23 protein-coding genes, 1 tRNA gene and 1 pseudogene are annotated in these 23,236 nt (G+C 71.2%); 17 read left to right on the top strand and 8 right to left on the bottom strand.

Going from position 1 to position 23,236, the window contains the following annotated elements:
* Positions 1 to 99: 99 nt before the first annotated feature.
* On the bottom strand, positions 100 to 906 hold the full coding sequence (locus AB0D53_RS07845) for a DUF4157 domain-containing protein (protein WP_362442015.1): 807 nt from the start codon (positions 904 to 906) through the stop codon (positions 100 to 102).
* 224 nt (positions 907 to 1,130) lie between these two features.
* Between AB0D53_RS07845 and AB0D53_RS07840 the strand changes: the two genes are divergently transcribed.
* Positions 1,131 to 1,748: an HhH-GPD-type base excision DNA repair protein gene (locus AB0D53_RS07840; protein ID WP_362441616.1), complete on the top strand. Its 618-nt coding sequence runs from the start codon at positions 1,131 to 1,133 to the stop codon at positions 1,746 to 1,748.
* Positions 1,749 to 1,871: 123 nt separating this feature from the next.
* Here the strand turns inward: AB0D53_RS07840 and AB0D53_RS07835 are convergent, their stop codons facing one another.
* On the bottom strand, positions 1,872 to 3,563 hold the full coding sequence (locus AB0D53_RS07835) for a helicase HerA-like domain-containing protein (protein WP_362441614.1): 1,692 nt from the start codon (positions 3,561 to 3,563) through the stop codon (positions 1,872 to 1,874).
* Between the two features lie 102 nt (positions 3,564 to 3,665).
* Between AB0D53_RS07835 and AB0D53_RS07830 the strand changes: the two genes are divergently transcribed.
* On the top strand, positions 3,666 to 3,962 hold the full coding sequence (locus AB0D53_RS07830; RefSeq protein WP_072488263.1) for a type II toxin-antitoxin system VapB family antitoxin: 297 nt from the start codon (positions 3,666 to 3,668) through the stop codon (positions 3,960 to 3,962).
* Positions 3,963 to 4,164: 202 nt separating this feature from the next.
* Positions 4,165 to 4,761, top strand: coding sequence for a LytR C-terminal domain-containing protein (locus tag AB0D53_RS07825; RefSeq protein ID WP_362442012.1), 597 nt, complete (start codon positions 4,165 to 4,167; stop codon positions 4,759 to 4,761).
* Between the two features lie 43 nt (positions 4,762 to 4,804).
* Here AB0D53_RS07825 and upp read toward each other — a convergent pair whose 3' ends face one another.
* A complete protein-coding gene (gene upp / locus AB0D53_RS07820; protein ID WP_189546299.1) occupies positions 4,805 to 5,440 on the bottom strand; it encodes a uracil phosphoribosyltransferase in 636 nt (211 codons plus the stop codon).
* 102 nt (positions 5,441 to 5,542) lie between these two features.
* Between upp and AB0D53_RS07815 the strand changes: the two genes are divergently transcribed.
* From AB0D53_RS07815 to AB0D53_RS07775, 9 genes are all read left to right on the top strand, one after another.
* Entirely contained in the window at positions 5,543 to 5,761 is a 219-nt protein-coding gene (locus AB0D53_RS07815; RefSeq protein WP_362441611.1) for a hypothetical protein, read from the top strand.
* A 186-nt stretch (positions 5,762 to 5,947) separates the two neighbouring features.
* A complete protein-coding gene (locus AB0D53_RS07810; protein ID WP_362442009.1) occupies positions 5,948 to 6,514 on the top strand; it encodes a hypothetical protein in 567 nt (188 codons plus the stop codon).
* Positions 6,515 to 6,595: 81 nt separating this feature from the next.
* Positions 6,596 to 7,024 (top strand): tRNA adenosine(34) deaminase TadA, encoded by a 429-nt coding sequence (tadA, locus tag AB0D53_RS07805; protein ID WP_362442006.1) that lies wholly within the window; start codon positions 6,596 to 6,598, stop codon positions 7,022 to 7,024.
* A gap of 45 nt (positions 7,025 to 7,069) precedes the next feature.
* Positions 7,070 to 7,157, top strand: a tRNA-Ser gene (locus AB0D53_RS07800).
* 452 nt (positions 7,158 to 7,609) lie between these two features.
* Positions 7,610 to 7,837, top strand: a complete 228-nt coding sequence (locus AB0D53_RS07795) for a hypothetical protein (RefSeq protein WP_329820496.1) — start codon at positions 7,610 to 7,612, stop codon at positions 7,835 to 7,837.
* Between the two features lie 9 nt (positions 7,838 to 7,846).
* Entirely contained in the window at positions 7,847 to 8,140 is a 294-nt protein-coding gene (locus AB0D53_RS07790; RefSeq protein WP_072488257.1) for a Dabb family protein, read from the top strand.
* Between the two features lie 177 nt (positions 8,141 to 8,317).
* Positions 8,318 to 9,163 carry an RNA polymerase sigma factor SigF gene (locus AB0D53_RS07785; RefSeq protein ID WP_329819948.1) on the top strand — a complete coding sequence of 282 codons (846 nt, stop codon included), beginning with the start codon at positions 8,318 to 8,320 and terminating at the stop codon, positions 9,161 to 9,163.
* A gap of 235 nt (positions 9,164 to 9,398) precedes the next feature.
* Positions 9,399 to 10,265, top strand: a complete 867-nt coding sequence (locus AB0D53_RS07780; protein ID WP_329819949.1) for an RNA polymerase sigma factor SigF — start codon at positions 9,399 to 9,401, stop codon at positions 10,263 to 10,265.
* Between the two features lie 66 nt (positions 10,266 to 10,331).
* Entirely contained in the window at positions 10,332 to 11,111 is a 780-nt protein-coding gene (locus AB0D53_RS07775; protein ID WP_362441606.1) for a hypothetical protein, read from the top strand.
* Positions 11,112 to 11,141: 30 nt separating this feature from the next.
* On the opposite strand, the gene AB0D53_RS07770 is transcribed toward AB0D53_RS07775, so the two are convergent.
* A complete protein-coding gene (locus tag AB0D53_RS07770; RefSeq protein WP_329819951.1) occupies positions 11,142 to 11,351 on the bottom strand; it encodes a hypothetical protein in 210 nt (69 codons plus the stop codon).
* 510 nt (positions 11,352 to 11,861) lie between these two features.
* Here AB0D53_RS07770 and AB0D53_RS07765 point away from each other — a divergent pair.
* From AB0D53_RS07765 to AB0D53_RS07750, 4 genes and pseudogenes are all read left to right on the top strand, one after another.
* Positions 11,862 to 12,383, top strand: coding sequence for a MarR family winged helix-turn-helix transcriptional regulator (locus AB0D53_RS07765; RefSeq protein WP_362441603.1), 522 nt, complete (start codon positions 11,862 to 11,864; stop codon positions 12,381 to 12,383).
* Between the two features lie 23 nt (positions 12,384 to 12,406).
* Entirely contained in the window at positions 12,407 to 14,878 is a 2,472-nt protein-coding gene (locus AB0D53_RS07760) for a DHA2 family efflux MFS transporter permease subunit (RefSeq protein WP_362441600.1), read from the top strand.
* A 154-nt stretch (positions 14,879 to 15,032) separates the two neighbouring features.
* A complete protein-coding gene (locus AB0D53_RS07755) occupies positions 15,033 to 15,848 on the top strand; it encodes a YceI family protein (protein WP_362441597.1) in 816 nt (271 codons plus the stop codon).
* Positions 15,849 to 15,921: 73 nt separating this feature from the next.
* Positions 15,922 to 16,161 (top strand): annotated as a pseudogene (locus AB0D53_RS07750) (pyridoxamine 5'-phosphate oxidase family protein); the annotation flags it as partial.
* 125 nt (positions 16,162 to 16,286) lie between these two features.
* Here the strand turns inward: AB0D53_RS07750 and AB0D53_RS07745 are convergent.
* Together AB0D53_RS07745 and AB0D53_RS07740 are read right to left on the bottom strand one after the other, a co-directional pair.
* On the bottom strand, positions 16,287 to 17,048 hold the full coding sequence (locus AB0D53_RS07745; protein ID WP_362441594.1) for a TetR/AcrR family transcriptional regulator C-terminal domain-containing protein: 762 nt from the start codon (positions 17,046 to 17,048) through the stop codon (positions 16,287 to 16,289).
* Positions 17,049 to 17,142: 94 nt separating this feature from the next.
* Positions 17,143 to 18,672, bottom strand: a complete 1,530-nt coding sequence (locus tag AB0D53_RS07740) for an MFS transporter (RefSeq protein WP_362441591.1) — start codon at positions 18,670 to 18,672, stop codon at positions 17,143 to 17,145.
* A 138-nt stretch (positions 18,673 to 18,810) separates the two neighbouring features.
* On the opposite strand from AB0D53_RS07740, the gene AB0D53_RS07735 reads away from it, so the two are divergent.
* Positions 18,811 to 19,680, top strand: coding sequence for an endonuclease/exonuclease/phosphatase family protein (locus AB0D53_RS07735; RefSeq protein ID WP_362441588.1), 870 nt, complete (start codon positions 18,811 to 18,813; stop codon positions 19,678 to 19,680).
* 3 nt (positions 19,681 to 19,683) lie between these two features.
* Here the strand turns inward: AB0D53_RS07735 and AB0D53_RS07730 are convergent, their stop codons facing one another.
* The gene (locus AB0D53_RS07730; RefSeq protein ID WP_362441585.1) at positions 19,684 to 21,879 is read right to left on the bottom strand and encodes a glycosyltransferase family 39 protein; all 2,196 of its coding nucleotides are present in this window, start codon (positions 21,877 to 21,879) and stop codon (positions 19,684 to 19,686) included.
* Positions 21,876 to 23,216 (bottom strand): bifunctional glycosyltransferase family 2/GtrA family protein, encoded by a 1,341-nt coding sequence (locus AB0D53_RS07725; RefSeq protein WP_362441582.1) that lies wholly within the window; start codon positions 23,214 to 23,216, stop codon positions 21,876 to 21,878. Before AB0D53_RS07725 ends, AB0D53_RS07730 begins: the two co-directional genes overlap by 4 nt.
* Positions 23,217 to 23,236: the final 20 nt, after the last annotated feature.

Below are 23,236 nucleotides of genomic sequence, written 5' to 3'. Positions count from 1 at the left end.
AAGGCCGGCCAGCCGCCGAAGGCCCGCCCGTTCGCCGAAGGCCCGACCGGCCGCAGGAGGCCCGGCCGTCGGCCGAGTGCCCGTCCGCCGAAAGCCCCGTCACTCGGGCGGAGCCTCTTCCTCCTCCTCGGCGCCCGACTCCGCCCGCTGCACGAAAGAGCCCTGCACATCGGCCGGTTGCTCGTCCTCGTCCTCCGTCGCGGCCCGCTGCACGGACGCCGCCGGGGCCGGGGCGGGAGCCGCGTCCGAAGCGGGAGCCGGAGCCGGGGACGGGTCCGCGAGCACCCGGTCGGCGTTCGCGACGGCCTCCCGCTCGAACCGGTCGGAGGGGTCGCTGACCCGGATCCCGCCCGGCGCCTCCGTGCCCTCCACCGGGCCGTTGCGCTGCTGGATCACATGGGTCAGCTCATGGGCCAGCGTGGTGCGGCCCTGCGGCGAGGACGGATCGTAGGCGTCCCGCTGGAAGACCACGTTGTTGCCGACCGTGTACGCGTGGGCGCCCACACCCTTCGCGGACTCGTGGGCGGCGGAGTCCGTGTGGATGCGTACGTCGGAGAAGTCCGCACCCATCCGCCCCTCCAGATCGGCCCGGGTCCCGGTGTCCAGGGGCTGCCCTCCGCCCGACGAGACCACATCGTGCACGGGGGAGCGCTCTTCCTCCTCCTTGCGCTGGAGCATCGACCCCACGGCGCTGTTGCCGACCGCCCGCTGGAGCACGCTCATTCCGCCGGCCCCGACCACATCGGCCCGCCCGGCCGCCGCCGCCCGGAAGAGGTGCGGGGTGTCCGCCGGCTCCCGGCCCTCGGACGCCCCCGACGCGTGCACGGGTTCGTCGTGCTCGTGCCCGTGTCCGTGATCCCGCTCGTGGTCGTGCTCCTGGTCCCATTCCTGTGCGTGCATCGTCATCTCCCCTGCCCGCATCTCCCTGCCCGCGCCCCGGTCGAAGGCGCGTCGTGATGGCCTCACCACTCCACCTTCACGACGCCCCGCTGCCCCGTCCAGCCCGGACTCCGCCGGCCGGGGGCAGCCGGTCCTGCCCCTTCGGGCACCCGGTCCGTCCGTACGGCAAACGGCTGCACCGGCGGGCAGTGGGGTGGCCGGGCCGCACCGCCGTCGGGATGATCAATGGCATGACCAAGAGCAACGAGGACCAGCCCGTCGCCGTGCGGATCGCCCAGGAGCCGGAGGCGGACGAGCTCCTCGGGCGCAGCCCGCTCGCCGCTCTGGTGGGCATGCTGCTGGACCAGCAGGTGCCGATGGAGTGGGCCTTCTCCGGCCCGTACTCCCTGGCGCAGCGCATGGGCGGGGACGACCTGGACGCACATGAGATCGCCGCCTACGACCCGGAGGCGTTCACCGAGCTGTTCACCACGAAGCCCGCCCTGCACCGTTACCCCGGCTCGATGGCCAAGCGGGTCCAGCAGTTGTGCCAGTACCTGGTGGCGGAGTACGACGGCGACGCGAGCGCGGTGTGGAGCGATGTGTCCGACGGGGCGGAGCTGCGGAAACGGCTGAACGCGCTGCCCGGCTTCGGCACCCAGAAGGCGCAGATCTTCCTGGCGCTGCTGGGCAAGCAGTTCGGGGTCCGGCCGACCGGCTGGCGAGAGGCGGCGGGGCCGTACGGCGAGGCCGGCTCGCACCGCTCGGTCGCCGACATCACGGGCCCGGAGTCGCTCGCCGAGGTCCGCGCGTACAAGCAGCACGCGAAGCAGGCGGCCAAGGCGGCCAAGCGCGCCGCCGAGCGGTAGCACCACCGAGCGGTAGCACCACCGGGCAGTCGCGCCGCCGGGCAGCAGCACCGCCGGGCACCAACGGCTCCGTGCGGCAGTCGTCCCCCGCGGCCCCGCGCGACAGCCGTCCCAGCGGCCCCGCTACCGCCGGCGGCGGGCCGTGCCGAAGAGCGACCGCGAGATCTCCCGGCCCAGCTGCGTCCCGACGGACCGGGCCAGCGACCGGAACATCCCGCTCTCCACCACCTGCTCGACCAGCGAGGCGTCTTTCTCCCCGGCCGCCTTCCCGGGACCGCGCGCCCGCTCCCCGCGCACCGCTTCCTCCACCGCCGCCCGGTCCGCGGCCTCCGCCTCGGCGGCCCGTCGCTCCGCCTCCTGACCGGCGCTCAGCTTCTCGTACGCCGACTCCCGGTCCACCGCCTGCGCGTAGCGCCCGTACAGCGAGGAGCCCCGCACGGCCGCGTCGAGCTCCGCCGCCGGGAACGGCCCCATCAGCGACTGCGGCGCCCGCAGCCGGGTCGCGGCGACCGGCGTCGGCGCGCCGTTCTCGCTCAGCACCGTGATCACGGCCTCGCCGATGCCCAGCCGGGTCAGCAGCTCCTCCAGGTCGTAGGGCGAGTCCGGGAACGTCTTCACCGTCGACCGCAACGCCTTCGCGTCGTCCGGGGTGAAGGCCCGCAGGGCGTGCTGCACCCGGTTCCCGAGCTGCGCCAGCACCTCCGCGGGCACATCGCGCGGCGTCTGCGTGACGAAGAAGATTCCCACGCCCTTGGAGCGGATCAGCCGCACGGTCCGGGTGATCGACTCCAGGAACGCCTTCGAGGCCCCGTCGAAGAGCAGATGCGCCTCGTCGAAGAAGAAGACGAGCTTCGGCCGGTCGAGGTCGCCGACCTCCGGCAGATCGTGGAAGAGGTCGGCGAGCAGCCACATCAGGAAGGTGGAGAAGAGCTGGGGCTTGTCCTGCACCGCCGCCAGTTCCAGTACGGAGACGAGCCCGCGCCCGTCCGGTGCCTGGCGCAGCAACTCGGCCGTGTCGAACTCCGGCTCACCGAAGAAGTCGCCCGCGCCCTGCTGCTCGAAGGCGGTGATCGACCGCAGGATCACCCCCGCGGTCGCCGTGGAGAGGCCGCCGATCTCCTTGAGTTCGGCCTTCCCGCTGTCCGAGACGAGGAACGCGACCACGGCCCGCAGGTCCTTGAGGTCCAGCAACTCCAGGCCCTTGGCGTCGGCGTAATGGAAGATCAGGCCGAGCGACTGTTCCTGCGTCCGGTTGAGCTGGAGGACCTTGGACAGGAGTACGGGTCCGAAGCTGGTGACCGTCGCGCGCAGCGGGATGCCGGGGCCGATGCCGCCGAGCGCGTAGAACTCGCACGGAAAACCCTCGGCCTCCCAGCTCTGCCCCACCTGCCCGGCCCGTGCGGTGACCCGGTCCCCCGGCGTGCCGGGGGCGGCGATGCCCGAGACATCGCCCTTGATGTCGGCGAGGAAGACGGGGACACCGCCCGCCGAGAGCTGTTCGGCGATCAGCTGGAGCGTCTTGGTCTTCCCGGTTCCGGTGGCACCCGCGACGAGTCCGTGCCGGTTGAGCATCGCCAGCGGAATCCGGATCTGCGCGTCCGGCAGGCAGTTGCCGTCCCAGAGCAGCGCGCCCAGATCGAGGGCGGCCCCGGAAACGGCGTATCCGGCGGCGATCTCCCGGGCCGGCTCCGGCAGAACACCGCCGCCGGTACGGCCGGCCGGGCCTCCGCCCGTGCGGCCGCTGTCCGTACCGCCGCTGCCCGTCAAGCTGTCCGTCAAGCTGTCGCTCGGATTGTCACTCGGGCTGTCACTCATCGGTGCCCCGTTCCGGAATGCCTGCGTTTATGGCGTTCTCGACAGCATCGCAGTCCCGCCCCATGGCTGCGCCCGGAGGCTCTTGCCCGGTAGGCTTTCCGTGTGATCTTCAAGCGCATCGGAAATGGGCGGCCATATCCCGACCACGGCCGGGAAAGCACCCGGCAGTGGGCGGATGTCGCGCCGCGCCCGGTCCGCCTCGATCAGCTGGTGACCACCAAGGGCAACCTGGACCTCGAAACCCTCCTCGCCGAGGATTCGACGTTCTACGGGGACCTGTTCGCGCACGTCGTGAAGTGGCAGGGCGACCTCTACCTGGAGGACGGACTGCACCGCGCGGTCCGCGCCGCGCTTCAGCAGCGCCAGGTGCTGCACGCCCGCGTGCTCGAACTCGGCTGACCGAAGCGTCTGTCCACGGAGCCGCGGTGCTTCCGGCCCCCAGGGACCGGCAGGACCGACGGGACCCCGCGAGGCCCAGGGCCCGTCCGGGGTTCGTTCGGGTGCATTCGCACTCGGACGGGTGCGATCCGTTGATCATTTAGTAGGCATCATCACCGGGTCGCACTACGCTGCGCCCATGAGCATGCTCACTCCCCCCGGCATGGGCGGAAAGTACCGCATCACAGGCGACAAGTACCCGCGGATGCGCCGCCCCCCGCGCCGCGGCAGACTCATCCTCGCTGCCACCGCTTCCGTGGTCGCCCTCGGGCTGGCCGGATGGGGCACGATGCAGCTCATCGACGTCTTCACCGGCGGCGACCGGAAGGCCAGCGCCGCCGACCAGAAGACGGACTGCCCCTCCGCGAAGCCGTCCGCGCCCGCGAAGGCGCTGCCGGCGCCCGCGAAGATCACCGTCAACGTCTACAACGCGACGCCGCGCAGCGGGCTCGCCAAGCAGGCCGCCGAAGAGCTGAAGAAGCGCGGCTTCACCATCGGCAAGGTGGGCAACGCCCCGGCCGCGTACGACAAGAAGGTCCCCGGGCCCGGGGTGCTGCTGGGCGCCCCTTCGGCCACGAACGGCTCGTTGCCGGTCCTGGGTACGCAGTTGGTGGGCGCCACCCCGAAGACCGACGCCCGCAGAACGGCGGACGTCGATCTGATTCTCGGTACGAAGTTCAAGACGTTCGACACGCCCCGGTCGGCGGCCGCGGCGCTCGCCGCCCTGACGAAGCCGGCGCCCGCGCCCTCGGCGTGCTGACGGCTGCCGGGACGTCCCGGCAGCCGTACGCGCAGGGCCCGCTCTAGTCGACCGTGCCGTACATCCGGTCGCCCGCGTCACCGAGGCCCGGGACGATGTAGCCGTTCTCGTTGAGCCGCTCGTCGACCGAGGCGGTGACGACGGTCACCGGCGTACCGGCGAGCTCGCGCTCCATCACCTCGACGCCCTCGGGCGCCGCGAGCAGCACGACGGCGGTGACATCGTCCGCACCGCGCTCGATCAGTTCCCTGATGGCCGCGACCAGCGTGCCGCCGGTGGCCAGCATCGGGTCCAGGACGTACACCTGGCGGCCCGAGAGGTCCTCCGGCATCCGGGTGGCGTACGTCTCCGCCTTGAGCGTCTCCTCGTTGCGGATCATGCCCAGGAAGCCGACCTCGGCGGTCGGCAGGAGCCGCACCATGCCGTCGAGCATGCCGAGGCCGGCCCGCAGGATCGGCACGACCAGCGGCCGCGGGTGCGACAGCTTCACACCGGTCGTCGGTGTGACCGGGGTCTCGATGTCGACCTGTTCGGTGCGCACATCCCGGGTGGCCTCGTAGGCGAGCAGGGTGACCAGCTCGTCGGCGAGCCGCCGGAAAGTCGGGGAGTCGGTGCGCTTGTCGCGCAGGGTGGTGAGCTTGTGCGCGACCAGTGGGTGGTCGACGACGTGGATCCGCATGGGTTCAACAGTAACCGTGCCTCCCGCACCCGTGCGCTGGCATCAACCGCATGTTCGGGGGGAAGGTGGGGGCAGACGATCCAGCCTTGGGGTGATGAGCCGATGCCGGACGGCGAAAAGCGGAAGCGGGACCAGCCGGTCCCGCAGGAAGCGGAGGTCCAGCAGGACCCGGAGGAGCGCGACGCGGCACGCCGAAGGCGGCGCGCCCAGTTCCTGCGCGAGCTGCACGAGGCGAAGGCGCTCCGCGACCGGGTGCAGCCCCGCCGCGCGAGGGCCGCCCGGATGCGCCAGGCCATGCGCATGCGCACCTTCCGCTGGTAGCCGGACGGCCCCCCGGCATCCCCCTGGTGGCGGCGTCCAGGAGAACTGATGGCCGACGCAACGGCCGAACTCCTCTCGCGGAGCCGTTGTTTCTGCCACGATTCCGATGGGCGGGACCCAGGACGGCCGGACCACCGGCCGTTCTCCCGCCGGACCGACACCCCTATGACCAGTGGGAGAGTCACGGTGTACTTCGCCGCACTGCTCGCGCGCACCGAAGACGGGTGGGAAGCGAGCGACACGGAACTCGACGATGTGGAGACCCTGTCCGACCTGACGGATCTGGCCCGTGATGCCTCGGTGGACGAGGACACGGTGCTCGTCTTCATCGAACAGGAGGACGCCTGGTTCGGCGTCGTCCGGGTGGACGGTGAGGACGACCCCCGCATCTTCGTCTCGGACGCCACCGCCGCCGCCCGTTCCTCGTACGGAGAGATCCTGCTCACCGACGAACTGCTCGGCCGCGAACCCGGGGCCGAGGACACGATCGCCGCCCTCGAAGAGCTCGTCGGCCTCGACGGCACGGAGGACGGCGATCCGGACACGACCCCCGACAACGACACAGCCACCGACGACGATGACGACGGACTCGACGCCGATGCCGACGCCGTACCGGCCGGCCCGCTCGGCGACACCCGGATCCTGGCCGATCTCGGGCTCCCCGAGGCCGAGCTGCTGATGCTGCGCTCGGACGCCATGGCGGAGATCGCGGACGCGCTGGGCGCGGCCGAGGTCCTGGAGGCCGTCCGTTAAGGTCCGCGGGTGAGCGAACCACCGCACCCGCAAGGACCGCAGGAACCGTACGACCCCGTGCGAGACCCGTGGCGGGCGCACATGCGCCACGCCCTGGCCGAGGCCGATCTGGCGGCGCCGGCCGGCGATGTGCCGGTCGGCGCCGTCGTGCTCGGCCCGGACGGCACCGTGCTCGCCACGGGCCACAACGAACGCGAGGCGACCGGTGACCCGACCGCCCACGCCGAGGTCCTGGCCCTGCGCAGGGCCGCGGCGGTCCTCGGGCGGTGGCGGCTGACCGGCTGCACCCTGGTCGTCACCCTGGAGCCCTGCACGATGTGCGCGGGCGCCCTGGTGCAGTCCCGCGTGGACCGGGTGGTCTACGGGGCCCGCGACGAGAAGGCCGGCGCGGCGGGGTCCCTCTGGGACGTCGTACGCGACCGCCGGCTCAACCACCGCCCCGAGGTCGTCCAGGGCGTCCTGGAGGACGTCTGCGCCGACCGCCTGACGGCCTTCTTCCGCACCCGCTGAGAACCGATTTCTGTCCACGGCCCGCGATGGTCTAAGCTCTCTCTCGGTAGCGTGTCCGAGCGGCCGAAGGAGCTCGCCTCGAAAGCGAGTGTGGGGAAACTCACCGAGGGTTCAAATCCCTCCGCTACCGCCATCGACGCCCTCCCGAACTGCGGAAACGCAGACCGGGAGGGCGTTCGTGTTTCCCAGGACCGCGTTTCCCAGGACCGCGCGGACCGCGCCATGCCGGAGTGGTCCGGAGGAGCCCTGCACACGACCGTGGCCCCGGCACGACGGACGTCGTGCCGGGGCCACGGTTCACCCACGCTCGGGTCGGGGGAAGCGGCATCGGGGGGACAAGCCGCTTCCCCCGGTGAGAACAGGGCCTCCGGTCCTCGTCGCGGTCAGGGGGGTGACCCGCGGCGGGGACCCCACAGTGGGGCCCGTTCCGAGCCCTTCGGATTCCTGCCGTGTCCGCCGGGCTCACCGTCCATCCTGCTCCTGCTCAGAGGCGGTGCGGGCGGGCAAAGGGCCTCGATCGCCGGGTCCTTGGTCCCTAAAGACCGTGTGAGTGGTCGGAAACCTCCCAGGGGTGCGGCCATACGTGTGGATAGACTCGCCGGACTGCACAAAGGATCGAAACAGGGGACCGAAGGGGAGGCGGGGGCTGTGGTGCAAGCGAAGAAGATAGTTCTCTACGTGATATTCGTCTTCGTGGCGTACACGATCATCACCTCCCCGGAGCGGGCGGCGGACCTCGTCCAGGTAGGGTTCGAGGGCGTTTCGAGTGCCGCACAGGGCGTCGGCGACTTCATGTCCGAGCTCGTGAAGTAGGAGTACACCGTGATCCGCCATCTGGTCCTGTTCAAGCTGAACGACGGCGTCGAGCGGGACGACCCGCGGGTCGTCGCCGGGGCGGAGGCCTTCCGGAAGCTGGAGGGGCAGATCCCCGAGCTGGAGTTCTGGGAGTGCGCCTGGAACATCACCGACCGGCCGATCGCGTACGACTTCGCCATCAATTCCGCCGTCGCCGACCAGGACGCCCTGAAGCGGTACATCGAGCACCCCGCCCATCAGGCCGCGGCCGGGCAGTGGCGTGAATTCGCCAGCTGGGTGATCGCCGACTACCCGTTCTGATCCGGACGGCATCCAAGCCCCTCACCATCACGGTGAGGGGCTTTTTTGGTGTTTAAACCAAGTTGACCCCAACACGGCGCTATACGGTGCTTGCACACAGTGGACATGTCTTGTGATGCTATGACCGCTTTTGACGGATGAGTTGACCGAAGTTGACTGCAAAGGGGTGGCCTCATCGTGCCGGCCAGTACAGCGCCTCAAGTGCCTCCCCAGTCCGTCCAGACCGAGGCGCCCGACAGTACGACGACACCCGCCAGGACCAGGGGCGCGGACACCCGGGCGCTCACCCAGGTCCTTTTCGGACAGCTCAAGAACCTGGAGCCGGGAACCCCCGAGCACGGCCGGGTGCGGGCCGCCCTCATCGAGGCGAACCTCCCGCTGGTCCGGTACGCCGCGGCGCGGTTCCGCAGCCGCAACGAGCCGATGGAGGACGTCGTCCAGGTCGGCACGATCGGCCTGATCAACGCCATCGACCGGTTCGACCCCGAACGCGGCGTCCAGTTCCCCACGTTCGCGATGCCCACCGTCGTCGGCGAGATCAAGCGGTACTTCCGGGACAACGTACGGACCGTCCACGTGCCCCGGCGGCTGCACGAGCTGTGGGTCCAGGTCACCGGCGCCACCGAGGACCTGACGACCGCCCACGGCCGCTCACCCACCACCGCGGAGATCGCCGAGCGGCTGAGGATCTCCGAGGACGAGGTGCTCGCCTGCATCGAGGCCGGCCGCTCGTACCACGCGACCTCGCTGGAGGCCGCCCAGGAGGGCGACGGGCTGCCCGGACTGCTGGACCGGCTCGGCTACGAGGACCCGGCGCTCGCCGGGGTCGAGCACCGCGACCTGGTCCGGCATCTGCTCGTACAGCTGCCCGAGCGCGAGCAGCGCATCCTTCTGCTGCGCTACTACAGCAACCTGACGCAGTCCCAGATCAGTGCCGAACTGGGTGTGTCCCAGATGCATGTGTCAAGGCTGTTGGCGCGAAGCTTCGCGCGACTCCGATCCGCAAACAGGATCGATGCCTAACCGGATCGGGTAGAGCGCTCGAAGTCCGTTTCGCGCGGCCCGAATGCCTCGCACCCCCTGTTAACTGCGCATACTCCACAAAGACTTGTCGACATGTCACTACAGCGTGTTGCCGACATGTGACATTCTGCGGAAACCGCGTTTGCCGTGGCCCCGCCTCCGGTATTCAGGTGGAGGCTGCGTTCCTCCGATGGTCGCGGCTCAACGCGACCGTCCGCGACCTCAAGGGGGTGGCATGTCCGCAGAACAGGGCAGCTCGAAGGTGCTCACGCTCACGAAGAGCGAACCCGCACCCGTCGTGCTCACCGGCTCGTCGGAAGCCATCGACACCCGCACTCTGTCCCGCTCCCTGTTCCTGCGGCTGGCCGCACTGGGGCCGGCACCAGGCCCCGAAGGAACGGACAGCCCGGAGCGTGCCTATGTACGGGACACGCTCATCGAGCTCAACCTCCCACTGGTGCGGTACGCCGCGGCACGGTTCCGCAGCCGCAACGAGCCGATGGAGGACATCGTCCAGGTCGGCACGATCGGCCTGATCAAGGCGATCGACCGGTTCGACTGCGAACGGGGCGTGGAGTTCCCGACGTTCGCGATGCCGACCGTCGTCGGCGAGATCAAGCGGTTCTTCCGCGACACCTCGTGGTCGGTGCGCGTCCCGCGCCGCCTCCAGGAGCTGCGGCTCGCGCTGACCAAGACCAGTGACGAGCTCGCGCAGAAGCTCGACCGCTCGCCGACCGTGCCCGAGCTGGCCAAGGCGCTCGGGGTCTCCGAGGAGGACGTGGTCGACGGGCTGGCCGTCGGCAACGCGTACACCGCCTCCTCGCTGGACTCCCCCTCGCCCGAGGACGACGGCGGAGAGGGCTCCCTCGCGGACCGGCTCGGCTACGAGGACTCGGCACTGGAGGGCGTCGAGTACCGCGAATCGCTCAAGCCGCTGCTGGCCAAGCTCCCGCCGCGCGAGCGTCAGATCATCATGCTGCGGTTCTTCGCGAACATGACCCAGTCGCAGATCGGCGAGGAGGTCGGCATCTCGCAGATGCACGTCTCGCGCCTGCTGACCCGTACGCTCGCCCAGCTCAGGGAAGGGCTCATCGCCGACTGACACCGTGGACTCCCGTACCGGAGCAAGAGGGTTCCGATTTGACGGACCGTCAGCCACACTGGCGCGATGCGACGTCAGATGCTCGGCTCGAACGGCCGCCGGGGCACCGTGATCGCCGCCTCGGCGGCCGTGCTGTGTCTGGGTGGGGTACTGGCCGCCTGCGGCGGCGGTGCGACGGACGAGGGCTATGTGGCGCTCGGCGCGGCGGGCACGGACCCCGGGAGAGCTCCGACGGGGGCCGTGGCGCCGTCGGGGAAGGTGACGCTGGTCCCGCTGGACCGGGGCGGGAGGAGCCACGCCCCGGGTGATGACGGAGGCCGTGGTTCCGGCGAGGGGCGCCACCCCGGCGGGAGCCGTGATCCCGGCGGTGGTGACGGCCGTGGCGGTGGAGGCCCGTCCCGTGGCTCCGGGGCCACGCCCGGCGCGACTCCCGGACCGTCCGGCCCGCACGCCGCACCCGGTACATCCGCCGCACCCGGCCCCACGGGCTCCACCGGGCCCGTGACCCCCTCGGCGCCCGGATCCGGCACACCCGCCGGGCCCGCCGCGCTGGCGGTGGGCGACCCCGTGCGGGCGGCGGCGGACGAGCGCTGGTGCGAGAAGGTGACCGTGGAGTTCCGGAACACCGGAGGATCACCGGCGCGGGCGGGAACCGTCACCTTCGCCACGCATGTGATCGGCGCGCTGGGGGTCGACTGGGCGACCATCGAGTCGACCGGGCCGCTGCCCGCGCCGATCGGCGCGGGAGCGGCGCGGACGGGGGCGTACACCGTCTGTGTGGACGCCTGGCGGGTGCCCCTGGGCATGCATGTCGAGACCCGGGACGTCACCGCCGTATTGAAGTGACAGATGGACTGGGGCCGTGTGCGGCGCCGGTCAGCCGAGCGCGAGCCAGCCGACCGCCGCGAGGACGACGACCACCACGACGACGGCGGCGATCACCCCGACCTTCGGTCCGGACGAGGCGGCCGGCTGCTGCCGGCGCTGCGGCTCGCCCTCGTCGACGAAGGCGCGGAACATCTGGGTGCTGCCGGCCGGGTCGTGGTTGCCCTCGGGGCCCTGCGGGGCGTGGGGGTTGTGTGCCATGGGCCAGGACCCTAGCGAACTCGGCCCTGCGGCCCAACCCCCGGGTCGGGGAAGGGCCGAGGCCGGGGCCGGGGACCGGCGGGCAAAGGGCCGGCGCACGGCGGTGGAGCGGAGGGCGGGCGGCCGGATCCCGGGAGCGTATAGGGGAGGAATCAGCTGTCCACTCACGTGAGTTGCGCGGTTCGAGGAAAGGCCCGCCCGTCAACTCACCGTTTCCGCACGGCATTTGTTCGACCGGTCGGCTCCGGAACCGTGTCCCGTGCACGCGGCGTACACGTCTCCTCACGCAGTCGCCGTCGCCCCCGGAGCGGAGTCCCACCCTTCTCGACTGTGGCGCGACACACACCCCGTACCACCCGCACCCCACACGCTGGGCCTTTGACCCGAGCCGTACGCAGCCTTTTGCTTTCCTTTACTTCTGCAAGCCCCATTTCGTTTGCCTGCAGCAACCAACGGCTTCTATGGTTGCCCTAAGCAACAAGATGAACCGGTGAGATGTCTGGGGGTCCCGTGGCCGCACGGAGTCAGTACGAAGAACTGGCCCGGCAGCTCAGTGCCGTCGGGGCCGTCAAACGAGGTCTCGCCCGGATCCTGCCCGCCGAATGTCCGGGCGGCTCCGCCGCCGTGCTGGCTCTTCTCAGGCAGCACGGCGAGATGCGGATCAGCCGACTGGCCGAGCTACTGGACGTCGATATGTCGGTGACCAGCCGTCATGTCGCCCATGTGGCCGAGCGTGGCTGGATCGAACGGTCCCCGGACCCGGCGGACAAGCGGTCCCGCATCCTGCGGCTGACCCCCGACGGACGTGACGTACTCGGAGACCTGAACCGGCGGACCACCGAGATGTTCGCCCACAACCTCTCCGACTGGTCGGACGACGAAGTCCGACAGCTGAACACGCTGTTGGCCCGGCTGCGCGACAGTTTCGCCTGTCGCGGGCCCAGCGCGTGCGGTCCCGGAAAGCACAGCGGCGACTGCCGTTCCCGGCATGCCGACAGCGACAACGACTCGCACACCCGTACACCCGTGTAACAGAAGCAAAGACAAGGACTTAAATGGCTACGACCACACCGACCGGTGTGCGGGGCGGCCACGCCAAGCACGGGGGATCCTCCGATCCCTCGTCCGGCGCGCCGATGACACACCGGCAGATCATGGAGGCACTGGCCGGGCTGATGCTCGGCATGTTCGTCGCGATCCTGTCGTCGACGGTCGTCTCGAACGCACTGCCCGAGATCATCTCCGACCTCGGCGGCGGCCAGAGCGCCTACACCTGGGTCGTCACGGCCTCGCTGCTGGCGATGACCGCCACCACTCCCTTGTGGGGCAAGCTCTCCGACCTGTTCAGCAAGAAGCTGCTGGTCCAGATAGCCCTCATCATCTACGTCGCCGGCTCGGTCGTCGCCGGTATGTCGACCAGCAGCGGCATGCTGATCGCCTGCCGTGTCGTCCAGGGCATCGGCGTCGGCGGTCTCTCCGCCCTCGCGCAGATCGTGATGGCGGCGATGATCGCCCCGCGCGAGCGCGGTCGCTACAGCGGGTACATCGGTGCGGTGTTCGCCGTCGCCACCGTCGGTGGTCCGCTGCTCGGCGGTGTCATCACCGACACCAGCTGGATGGGCTGGCGCTGGTGCTTCTACGTCGGTGTGCCGTTCGCCGTCATCGCGCTGATCGTGCTCCAGAAGACGCTGAAGCTCCCGGTCGTGAAGCGTCAGGTCAAGGTCGACTGGTGGGGCGCGTTCTTCATCAGCGCCGCCGTGTCGCTGCTGCTCGTCTGGGTGACCTTCGCGGGCGACAAGTACGACTGGCTGTCCTGGCAGACCGCCGTGATGGTCATCGGTTCCATCGCGCTCGCCGGGATCTTCATCGCCGTCGAGTCCAAGGCCAGCGAGCCGATCATCCCGCTGCGCCTCTTCCGTAACCGCACCATCACGCTGGCCTCGCTGGCCTCGCTGTTCGTCGGTATCGCGATGTTCGCGGGCACCGTCTTCTTCAGCCAGTACTTCCAGCTGGCGCGCGGCAAGTCACCGACGATGTCGGGCGTCATGACGATCCCGATGATCGCGGGTCTGTTCATCTCCTCGACCGTCTCCGGCCAGATCATCACCAAGACCGGCCGCTGGAAGGCCTGGCTGGTCAGCGGTGGCTTCCTGGTCACCGCCGGGCTCGGCCTGCTGGGCACCATCCGGTACGACACGGAGTACTGGCACATCGCGGTCTTCATGGCCGTCATGGGTCTCGGCATCGGCATGATGATGCAGAACCTGGTGCTCGCCACGCAGAACCAGGTCGCTCCGTCCGACCTCGGTTCGGCCAGCTCCGTCGTCACCTTCTTCCGTTCCCTCGGTGGTGCGATCGGCGTCTCGGCGCTGGGCGCCGTCATGGCGAACCGCGTCACCCACTACGTCAAGGACGGTCTCGCCGAGCTCGGCCCCAAGGGCGCTGCCATGGGGCACGGCGGCACCGGCGGCGGGGGCATCCCCGACCTGGACAAGCTGCCCGCGCCGTTCCGTACGGTCGTGGAGAGCGCCTACGGGCACGGTGTCGGCGATGTCTTCCTGTACGCGGCTCCGGCCGCGCTGATCGCCTTCCTGGTCACGATCTTCATCAAGGAGGTCGCCCTGAAGACCAACGCCGTGAGCGAGACCCCGGCCGCGGCCACCGAGGCGGTCGAGGCTCCGGCCGTCGTCGCCGAAGCCCCGGTCTCCCCGGCCACGGCCACCTCGGTCGACACCCTGGAGGCCCCGGTCGCCACCCTGCACGGCACGTCCGTGCACGGTGTGGTGCGCGGCGCCGAGGGCGCACCCGTCGCCCGTGCCGCCGTCACGCTGATCTCGCTGGCCGGCCGGCAGCTGGGGCGCTCCGTCGCCCAGGCCGACGGCAGCTACGGTCTGGACGCGCCGGGCTCCGGCTCCTACGTCCTGATCGCCTCCGCCGACGGCTTCCAGCCGCAGGCGTCCACGGTGGTCGTCACCGACGAGCCGCTCGCGTACGACATCCTGCTCTCCGGTACGAGCGGACTGGCCGGCGTCGTGCGGGCCGCGGAGTCCGCCGCACCGGTGGAGGACGCCATGGTCATCGTGACCGATGTGCGCGGCGATGTGCTGGCCACCGGCAAGTCCGGCGAGACCGGCGAGTTCACCTTCGGTGAGCTGGTGCCCGGTTCGGTGACCGTCGCGGTGAACGCCGCCGGGTTCCGTCCGCTGGCGCTGCCGGTGGAGATCGGCGGCCAGGGCGTCACCCGGGTCGAGGCCGCGCTGCAGTCCGGTGCGCTGGTCCAGGGCACCGTGCGAGCCGGTACCGCGCGGCGACCGCTGCCGGACGCCCGGGTCACACTGGTCGACGCGGCGGGCAATGTGGTCGCCACCTCGACGACCGGGGAGGACGGGGCGTACGCCTTCGCCGACCTGGACGCGGGCGAGTACTCGGTCATCGCGACCGGCTACCCGCCGGTGGCGAGCGCGCTGACCGTGGCGGGCCGCGGGGCCGACGGTCACGACATCGAGCTCGCCCACCCCGGCGAGTAGCCACAGACCCCTGGCGGGGCGGCGTCCCGAGCGGAGACGCTGTACCGGCAGGTGGAAATGGGCCCCGGTGGCGGGGACGGCAGGCAGGGGACGGCCTGCCGTCCCCGCCCCGGGGCCCGACTCATTGAGTCATGGAGCAAGGAGAGAGAACGGGATGGGACTTCGCGCACAGGTACGGACGCGGGACGGCTGGGCGGTCCAGCACGCGGTCGTGACGGTCACCGACATGACCGGCACGCAGGTGCTGCGGGCCGCCGCCGACGAGGACGGGGCGGTGCGGACCGACACCCGCCTGGAGGCCGGCGCGTACACGGTGATCGTCACGGCGGTCGGGTACGCCCCCGCCGCCTCCACCGCCCTCGTCACGGCGAGCGGGCGGGTCGAGGCCGGCACGGTGGTGCTGGCCCGCCAGGGCGGTGTGGAGCTGCCGCCGCCGGGTGCCTGGTCGCTGGACCCGGCGCACTCCTCGGTCGCCGCGGTCGCGCAGCACCTGGGCATCTCCAGCGTGCACGGCCGGTTCACCGAGTTCAGCGGCCGGATCGAGATCGCGGAGGAGGTCCACCGCTCGCGGGTCGACGCCGTCATCAGCGCGGCGAGCATCGAGACCGGCAACAGCATGCGCGACAAGCACCTGCGCTCGCCCGACTTCCTGGACTCGGACCGGTTCCCGGAGATCACGTACCGCTCGAACGGGCTGACCCCGGCCGGACCGGACCGCTGGCTGGTCCACGGCGAGCTGACGATGCACGGTGTCGTGCGGCCGGTCGACCTGAACCTGAGCTACCTCGGGACGGGCCCGGACCCGTGGGGCGGCGTACGTGCGGCGTTCAGCGCCACGGCGGAACTGCGCCGTGAGGACTTCGCCATGAACTACAACCAGGTGGTGCAGGCCGGCATCTCGGCGATCGGTACGACGCTGCGGGTGGAGCTCGACGTCCAGGCCGTGCAGGGTGAGTCCCTGCCGTCGTAGTCGCCGCGCGGGGTGAGCCCCTGCCGTCGTGGTCACCGCGCGCGGTGGGTCCCTGCCGTCGTGGTCTGCGGACATGGCACCCCTTGTCGCGACGAACACAGTGGTGGAACTCGACGAGTTGCCGGCCTTCGTACGGCCCAGGCACCGGGCGATCCTGCTGACCTCCCGGTCCGACGGCCGCCCTCGGGGTTCCCCGCTGACCCGCGGGGTCGACGACTCGGGCCGGATCGTCGTCCCGTCCTGCCCCGGGCGGGCCAGGACCCGCAACGCGAAGCGGGACGAGCGGGTCGGCGTGATCGTCCTGCCGGACGACATCGAGCAGGGGCAGCGCGGTGGGGGCCGGTGGCCACGGGCGGCTTCCCGGCCCGTCCGGCGTCCGACGGCTGACCAGGGACACCGCTGAGGGGTGACGCGGGGCACCTCGCCCCGCATCACCCCTCAGCGGTCCCGCATCGCCTCGATGCCCGCTATCAGCAGGTCCAGAGCGAAGGTGAAGTCCCGGTCGCGCATCTCCTCGACCGTGTCGCCGCCGCGGGCGTCCATCAGGTCCTGCGAGGACTCCACGATCTCCTTGAGCTGCGGCTGGCTCCGGATGGTGCCCAGCGCCTGCTGGAAGAACTCGTCCTGGCCGACCCCCGACTCCGCGCTGCGCTGTACGAAGTGGGCTTCGATGGTGCCGAATCCGTACACGAACTGGAAGACCGCGGAAAGCGCTCCCGTCTGCTGGTGCAGCGGCAGCCCCGTCGCCCGGACCACGTCCTGCGTGGCGTGCGAGAACAGCATGGAGTAGGGGCCCATGTTGAGGAAGTGGCCGGCCAGCGGCGAAACCCAGCGATGCCGGACCAGCAGTTCCCGGTAGGACGTGGCCAGGTCGCGCAGCCGGTCGTGCCAGTGCGCGTCCTCCTCGCGAGGAGGCGCGATCTCGCTGTAGACCGAGTCGAGGGCCAGCTCCAGCAGATCGTCCTTGGTGTCCACGTACCAGTAGAGGGACATCGCGGTGACGTCCAGCTCGGCGGCGAGCCGGCGCATGGAGAACTTGGCGAGGCCCTCGGCGTCCAGCAGCCGGACGGAAGCCGCGGTGATCCTTTCCCGGTCGAGACCTGTCGGCTGGTCCGTCCTGCGCGTGCGCGACGGTGTCCTGCTGTCCAGCCACACGCTGGTCCTGGCGGGGCTCTTCACACGGTCGGCCGCGGACACCATGGCACTCTCTCCTCGTCTTGCCTGCGGGACGGACCGGATGCGTACCCGAACGCACGGAGCGAATGCGTACGGTCCGGTGCGCCCCGCCTCGATGCTATGCCGCTGCCGCTGTCCCGGCCGAGTCGGCCGGAGCGGATTCCGCCCGCTCCGCACGGCGCAGAAGCACCGCTGCCAGCAATCCGCCGACCAGCACCGCGACCGCCCCGAAGAACTGGCTGGTCTCCAGTCCGGAGGCGAAGGCGTCCGTGATCCGTGCCCGCTCGCCGGCGTCGGTGGCGGAGGCGAGCGCGGCGGGCAGCGACGCCGCCCCGACGGCCGCCGGCACCAGCGCCGAGAACCGTGAGCCCAGCACCGCGCCGAGGACGGCGACCCCCAGGCCGTTGCCGAATTCGGCGAGCGTGCCGTTGACCCCGGCGCCCACGCCCGCCTTCGCCGGCGGGATTGCGCTCATGATCGCGTTGGCCATGGCGGGCATGGCGAGCGCGATGCCCGCGCCCATCACGACCAGGCCGAGCAGCATGCCGCCGTAACCGTCGCCGCCGAGCAGCGCGATCGCGGCGAGCCCCGCCGCCAGCAGGCTCATCCCGGCCGCGATGGTGACCGGCGTGCCCAGCTTGGGCACCAGCCTGGCGCCCAGTCCGGTGAGGTTGAGCGCGACGACGCTCAGCGCCAGCGGAGCCGTGCGCAGACCGGCCTCCAGCGGCCCGTAGCCGAGGACGAACTGGAGCTGCTGGGTGAGCAGGAAGAGCGAGCCGCCCATCCCGAAGGCGACCAGGACCGCGCCCGCGACCGCCCCGACGAACTTCTGGTTCCGGAAGAAGTGCATGTCCAGCATCGGGTACGGGATGTGCAGCTCCCACAGCACGAATCCGGTGAGGACGACGACCCCGACGAAGGCGATCAGCAGCACCCGGCCCGACGCCCAGCCGTGCTCCGGGCCGGAGATGATCGCGTACACCACAGAAGCCATGCCGATGGTGGAGAGCAGTGCGCCGAGCAGATCGGGGCGCTCGCCTCCGGCGTTCCTGGACTCCGGGACGAGCCGGGCCACGGCGACCAGTCCGAGCACCGCGACCGGGATGTTGATCAGGAAGATCGCGCCCCACCAGAAGTGGTCGAGCATCACTCCGCCGATCAGCGGCCCGACGGCGAAGCCGAGCGAGCTGACGGTCGACCAGATTCCGATCGCCTTGACCCGCTCGGTCTCGTCGAAGATCTGCACGACGACGGCCAGGGTCGTGGTCATCAGCAGCGCACCGCCGACGCCCATGCCCGCGCGGGCGGCGATCAGCTGTACGGACGTCTGGGCCAGTCCGGCAACCAGCGAGCCGATGCCGAACAGGGCGAGCCCGGCGATCAGCATCTTCTTGCGGCCGTAGCGGTCGGCGGAGCTGCCGGCCGTGAGAAGCAGACCCGACTGGACCAGCGAGTAGGCGTTGATCATCCACTGCACATCGGCGGTGGAGGCGTCCAGCTCCCGGGTGAGGGAGGGGATCGCGACATTGAGGACGGTGTTGTCGAGCAGCACGGTGAGCTGGGCGAGACAGATGACGCCGAGGATCAGCCAGCGTTGCGGATGGCTCGGCGACGAGAGGTCTTGCTGCTCGGCGGCGGTCGCCGTCATACGGACTCCTGATCCCTTATACGGTGTACGAGTAACTGGCGTTGTACACCGTAAGGCAAGTCCTGTACGGCGTACAACGCATTTCCGCTTCCGGCGCGGTACGGTGCTCGCCGCTGATCCGACAAGGGCTGGAGTGGTATGTCACTGCGTCGTCGTACGGTGGAAGTGCTGGTCGCGGCAGGGCTGTTGGGGACCGCGCTCGCGCCTCCCGCAGCGGCCGCCACGGAGGGGCAGGGGCGCGCGGTGCCGCTGCGCGTGGCCACGTACAACATCCATGCGGGTGCCGGCATGGACAATGTCTTCGATCTCGACCGGCAGACCGCCGAACTCCGCTCGCTGGACGCCGATGTGATCGGGCTCCAGGAGGTCGACGTCCACTGGGGCACCCGCAGCGAGTGGCGCGACCTGGCGGGCGAGCTGGCGCGGCGGCTGGACATGCGGGTGTCGTTCGCCCCGGTCTACAGCCTCGACCCGGAGACACCGGGGGCGCCGCGACGGGAGTTCGGGGTCGCGGTGCTGTCCAGGTACCGGATCGTGAGCGCCGAGAACCACGAGATCACCCGGCTCTCCACGCAGGTCCCGAACCCCGTTCCGGCCCCGGCGCCCGGCTTCGGCGAGGTGGTCGTACGGGTGAAGGGCCTGCCCGTGCACGTCTATGTGACGCATCTGGACTACCGCGCCGACCCGTCCGTACGCAGCGCCCAGGTCGCCGACACCCGCCGGATCATGGCCGAGGACAGGGAACCGGGAGCGGGCCGCGGGCCGGTGCGGCAGATCCTGCTCGGCGACTTCAACGCGGCGCCGTCCGCTCCCGAACTCGCCCCGCTGTGGCGGGAGCTGACGGACGTGGAGCCCGGCGGGCCCACCTTCCCGGCGCAGGATCCGGTGCAGCGGATCGACTACGTGGCGGTGTCGGGGGATTCCGTGCGGGTACGCGACGCGGCGGTGGCCGAGACACTCGCCTCGGACCACCGCCCGGTCGTCGCCGATCTGCTGCTGCGGCGCTGAGCCTCAGCCGCTCTTCTTCTGCTGGGTCAGGTCGTAGAAGGTGACGCTGCCGGCCGTGACCTCCTTGAAGTTCTCCTCCACCCAGGAGGAGATCTGCGAGGAGGTGCCGTTGCCGCCGCCCCCGCCCATGCCGCCCGCGATGAAGTAGTGGATCTTCCCGTCCTCGACGTACCGCTTGAACTGGGCGAGCGTCGGGGACGGGTCGCTCCCGTTGAAACCGCCGATCGCCATCACCGGTTCCTCGGTGGCGAGTTGGTAGCTCGCGGCGTTCTGGGAACCGATGGCGGCGGCGGCCCAGGTGTAGTGCCCGGCGTTCTCCTCCAGGAGCTTCTCGGCCTCGGCGCCGACGGACGCCCCGTCGAGGAGCCCGCCCATGCCGCCGCCCTGCTCGCCGCCGCCCCCGAAGCCTTCGCCCGTGCCGGGCATGGCGGGCATGGTGCCGGGCTGCTGCCCGTTCTGCGAGGTGCCGGGCCCGCCCGGCATCTGGCCCTGACCCTGGCCCTGGCCCTGGCCTGGCGGGGTGCCGGTCGGAGGCTGCCCCATGCCGCCGCCCTGCTGATTGCCCTGCTGGTTGCCCTGCCCGGGGGGACGCATTCCGCCACCGGGACCACCGCGTCCGCCGCCGCCCATGCCACCGGGGCCGCCCATGCCGCCCGAGGACGGGCCGGCCGTGACGATCGAGCCCTGGTGCCCGGTGTCCAGCGTGCTCGCGGCGTACGCGGACGGCCCGGCCAGCGACGCGGCGAGGCCTAGCCCCACGGCGACGAGCGCGAAGCGGCGCCCCAGCCGGGACACGAACAGCAGGCCCAGCGCACCGGCGAGCCCGGCGACCAGCACGGCCGTGCGCAGCCACGGCAGGTAGTCCGGGGTCCGCCCCAGCAGCACGTACGCCCAGTACGCCGTCACGGCGGCCGTGACGGCGAGCGTGGCACCCGCCCACCAGCGGGACCGTTCCTCCCACAGGACCATGGCGCCCATGCCGATCAGCGCCGCGACGTAGGGGGCCAGGGCCACCGTGTAGTACTGGTGGAAGATGCCGGCCATGAAGCTGAACACCGCCGCGGTCATCAGCAGCGAACTGCCCCAGGCGAGGAAGGCCGCCCGGGCCGTGTCGGTCCGCTCGGCCCGCCAGGTCAGCCAGACGCCCGCGGCCAGCAGGATCAGCGCGGCGGGCAGCAGCCAGGAGATCTGGCCGCCGATCTCGGAGTTGAACATCCGGCCGATGCCGGTCTCGCCCCACTGACCGCCCGAGCCTCCGCCCGGCCCCCCTCCGCCGCCGACGCTGCCGGTCTCGTCGCCGTTGATCCGGCCGAGCCCGTTGTAGCCGAAGGTCAGCTCCAGGAAGGAGTTGTTCTGCGAACCGCCGATGTACGGGCGCGACGAGGCGGGCCACAGTTCGACGATCGCGACCCACCAGCCGCCCGCGACGACCGTCACGAGGCCCGAGAGCGCGAGCTGGCCGAGCCGCTTGCGTACGGGGACCGGCGCGAACACCGCGTACAGCACGGCCAGCGGCGGCAGGATCAGGAACGCCTGAAGGGTCTTCGCCAGGAAGGCGAACCCGACCGCGACCCCCGCCCACACCAGCCACTTGGTGCGGCCGTGCTCCATCGCGCGCAGCACGCAGTAGACGGTGACGGTCATCAGCAGCGCCAGCAGCGCGTCCGGGTTGTTGAAGCGGAACATCAGCGCGGCCACCGGGGTGAGCGCGAACACCACCATGGCGATCAGCCCGGCCACGGCGTTGAACCGGCGGCGTACGCCCGCGTACAGCACCCCGGCCGTGGCCACCCCCATCAGTACCTGAGGCGCCAGGATCGCCCAGGAGTCGAGGCCGAGGACCCGTACCGACAGGGCCATCGGCCAGAGGGCGGCCGGGGGCTTGTCGACGGTGATGGCGTTGGCCGCGTCCAGCGAGCCGAAGAAGAAGGCCTTCCAGCTCCGGCTGCCCGCCTGGGCGGCGGCGGAGTAGAAGGAGTTGGCGTACCCGGAGGCGCTGAGATTCCACAGGTACGCGGCCCCGATGACCAGCAGCAGGGCGAGAAAGGCCGGCCGCGCCCAGCGCGGGTCCTCGGGCCTGCCCCGCCACACGCGGTGCGCCAGGGACCTGTTCGGGCGCCCGTGGGCCGGTGCGGTGGACGGCACGGGGGCCGGCGCACCCGGCGGGGCCGGGAGGTGGTCGGGATGCAGCGTGGTCATCGGGCGTTCCCCAGTTCGTGGTGGGTGTCGTCGGCGTGCCGGGCCGGTGGAGCGGCGGATTCGGCCCCGGGTGCCGCGGGGCCCCGGTCCTGGCGTTCCGGGAAGACCCAGGCGCGGAAGAGCAGGAAGCGCAGCACTGTCGCCGCGAGGTTGGCCGCGATCAGCACGGCGAGTTCCGTGGAGTGCGAGGGCGATCCGGAGGCCGCTCCCAGCGCGGCCAGCGAACCGCTGGTCAGCGCGAGACCGATGGCGAAGACCACCAGGCCCTGTGCCTGGTGGCGGACGGCCCCGCCCCGTCCGCGTACGCCGAAGGTGAGCCTCCGGTTGGCCGCCGTATTGGCGACCGCCGACACCAGCAGCGCGCCGCCGTTGGCGAGCTGCGGGCCGACGCCCAGCCGGAACAGCGAGTACAGGGCGAGGTAGCAGAGCGTGGAGAGGGCGCCGACGACGCAGAACCCGACGAGCTGCCGGGCCAGTCCGCCCGGCACCCCGCTCAGCGCCCGGTCGCGCGGATCGTCCCCGAAGGGCCGGGCCAGCCGGTCCAGCGGCAGCGCGCCGACCGCCAGCGCCCGCCCCACCCGCCACACACCTTTCAGGTCCTCGGTCGCCGTCCGCACGATGTGGACGGTGGAGTCGGGGTCGTCCACCCAGTCGACCGGCACCTCGTGGATGCGCAGCCCGGCGCGTTCGGCGAGCACCAGCAGCTCGGTGTCGAAGAACCACCCCGAGTCCTCCACCATCGGCAGCAGCCGCTCCGCGACCTCGCGCCGGATGGCCTTGAACCCGCACTGCGCGTCGCTGAACCGGGCCGCCAGCGAGGAGCGGAGGATGAGGTTGTAGGCGCGCGAGATGAACTCCCGCTTCGATCCGCGCACCACCCGCGCGCTGCGGGACAGCCGGGAGCCGATGGCCAGGTCGGAGTGGCCCGAGATGAGCGGCGCGACCAGCGGCAGCAGCGCGTTGAGGTCGGTGGACAGGTCGACGTCCATGTAGGCCAGCACCGGGGCGTCCGAGCCCGACCAGACGGTACGCAGCGCCCGCCCCCGGCCCTTCTCCTCCAGCCGGTGGGACCGCACCCGGGGCAGCCGGGCCGCGAGCCGGGCCGCCACCTGCGGTGTCCGGTCGGTGCTGGCGTTGTCCGCGACGGTGATCCGGAAGGCGTACGGGAAGGTGCGCGCCAGATGGTCGTGCAGGCGCAGCACACACGGTTCGAGGTCCTTCTCCTCGTTGTAGACGGGTACCACCACGTCGAGTACGGGCGCACCTGCCGCATCGGCCCCTCCGGCGAGAAGGTGGTCCCGGGCCGGCAGGGTGCTCCATGGAGTGTCGGTTCGCATGGGAACGACACTCGCCATCC

The organism is Streptomyces sp. NPDC048295, assembly GCF_040652135.1.
Taxonomy (GTDB): domain Bacteria; phylum Actinomycetota; class Actinomycetes; order Streptomycetales; family Streptomycetaceae; genus Streptomyces.
This window is presented reverse-complemented; position numbering and strand designations above follow the sequence as displayed.

Coding starts and splice junctions, on each gene's coding strand:
- AB0D53_RS07815 (WP_362441611.1), top strand. CDS start 5,543: ATGCCGGACGGCGAAAAGCGGAAGCGGGACCAGCCGGTCCCGCAGGAA.
- AB0D53_RS07755 (WP_362441597.1), top strand. CDS start 15,033: ATGGGACTTCGCGCACAGGTACGGACGCGGGACGGCTGGGCGGTCCAG.
- AB0D53_RS07780 (WP_329819949.1), top strand. CDS start 9,399: ATGTCCGCAGAACAGGGCAGCTCGAAGGTGCTCACGCTCACGAAGAGC.
- AB0D53_RS07745 (WP_362441594.1), bottom strand. CDS start 17,048: ATGGTGTCCGCGGCCGACCGTGTGAAGAGCCCCGCCAGGACCAGCGTG.
- tadA (WP_362442006.1), top strand. CDS start 6,596: ATGCGCCACGCCCTGGCCGAGGCCGATCTGGCGGCGCCGGCCGGCGAT.
- AB0D53_RS07760 (WP_362441600.1), top strand. CDS start 12,407: ATGGCTACGACCACACCGACCGGTGTGCGGGGCGGCCACGCCAAGCAC.
- AB0D53_RS07845 (WP_362442015.1), bottom strand. CDS start 906: ATGACGATGCACGCACAGGAATGGGACCAGGAGCACGACCACGAGCGG.
- AB0D53_RS07775 (WP_362441606.1), top strand. CDS start 10,332: ATGCGACGTCAGATGCTCGGCTCGAACGGCCGCCGGGGCACCGTGATC.
- AB0D53_RS07725 (WP_362441582.1), bottom strand. CDS start 23,216: ATGCGAACCGACACTCCATGGAGCACCCTGCCGGCCCGGGACCACCTT.
- AB0D53_RS07735 (WP_362441588.1), top strand. CDS start 18,811: ATGTCACTGCGTCGTCGTACGGTGGAAGTGCTGGTCGCGGCAGGGCTG.
- AB0D53_RS07740 (WP_362441591.1), bottom strand. CDS start 18,672: ATGACGGCGACCGCCGCCGAGCAGCAAGACCTCTCGTCGCCGAGCCAT.
- AB0D53_RS07730 (WP_362441585.1), bottom strand. CDS start 21,879: ATGACCACGCTGCATCCCGACCACCTCCCGGCCCCGCCGGGTGCGCCG.
- AB0D53_RS07825 (WP_362442012.1), top strand. CDS start 4,165: ATGGGCGGAAAGTACCGCATCACAGGCGACAAGTACCCGCGGATGCGC.
- AB0D53_RS07835 (WP_362441614.1), bottom strand. CDS start 3,563: ATGAGTGACAGCCCGAGTGACAATCCGAGCGACAGCTTGACGGACAGC.
- upp (WP_189546299.1), bottom strand. CDS start 5,440: ATGCGGATCCACGTCGTCGACCACCCACTGGTCGCGCACAAGCTCACC.
- AB0D53_RS07770 (WP_329819951.1), bottom strand. CDS start 11,351: ATGGCACACAACCCCCACGCCCCGCAGGGCCCCGAGGGCAACCACGAC.
- AB0D53_RS07840 (WP_362441616.1), top strand. CDS start 1,131: ATGACCAAGAGCAACGAGGACCAGCCCGTCGCCGTGCGGATCGCCCAG.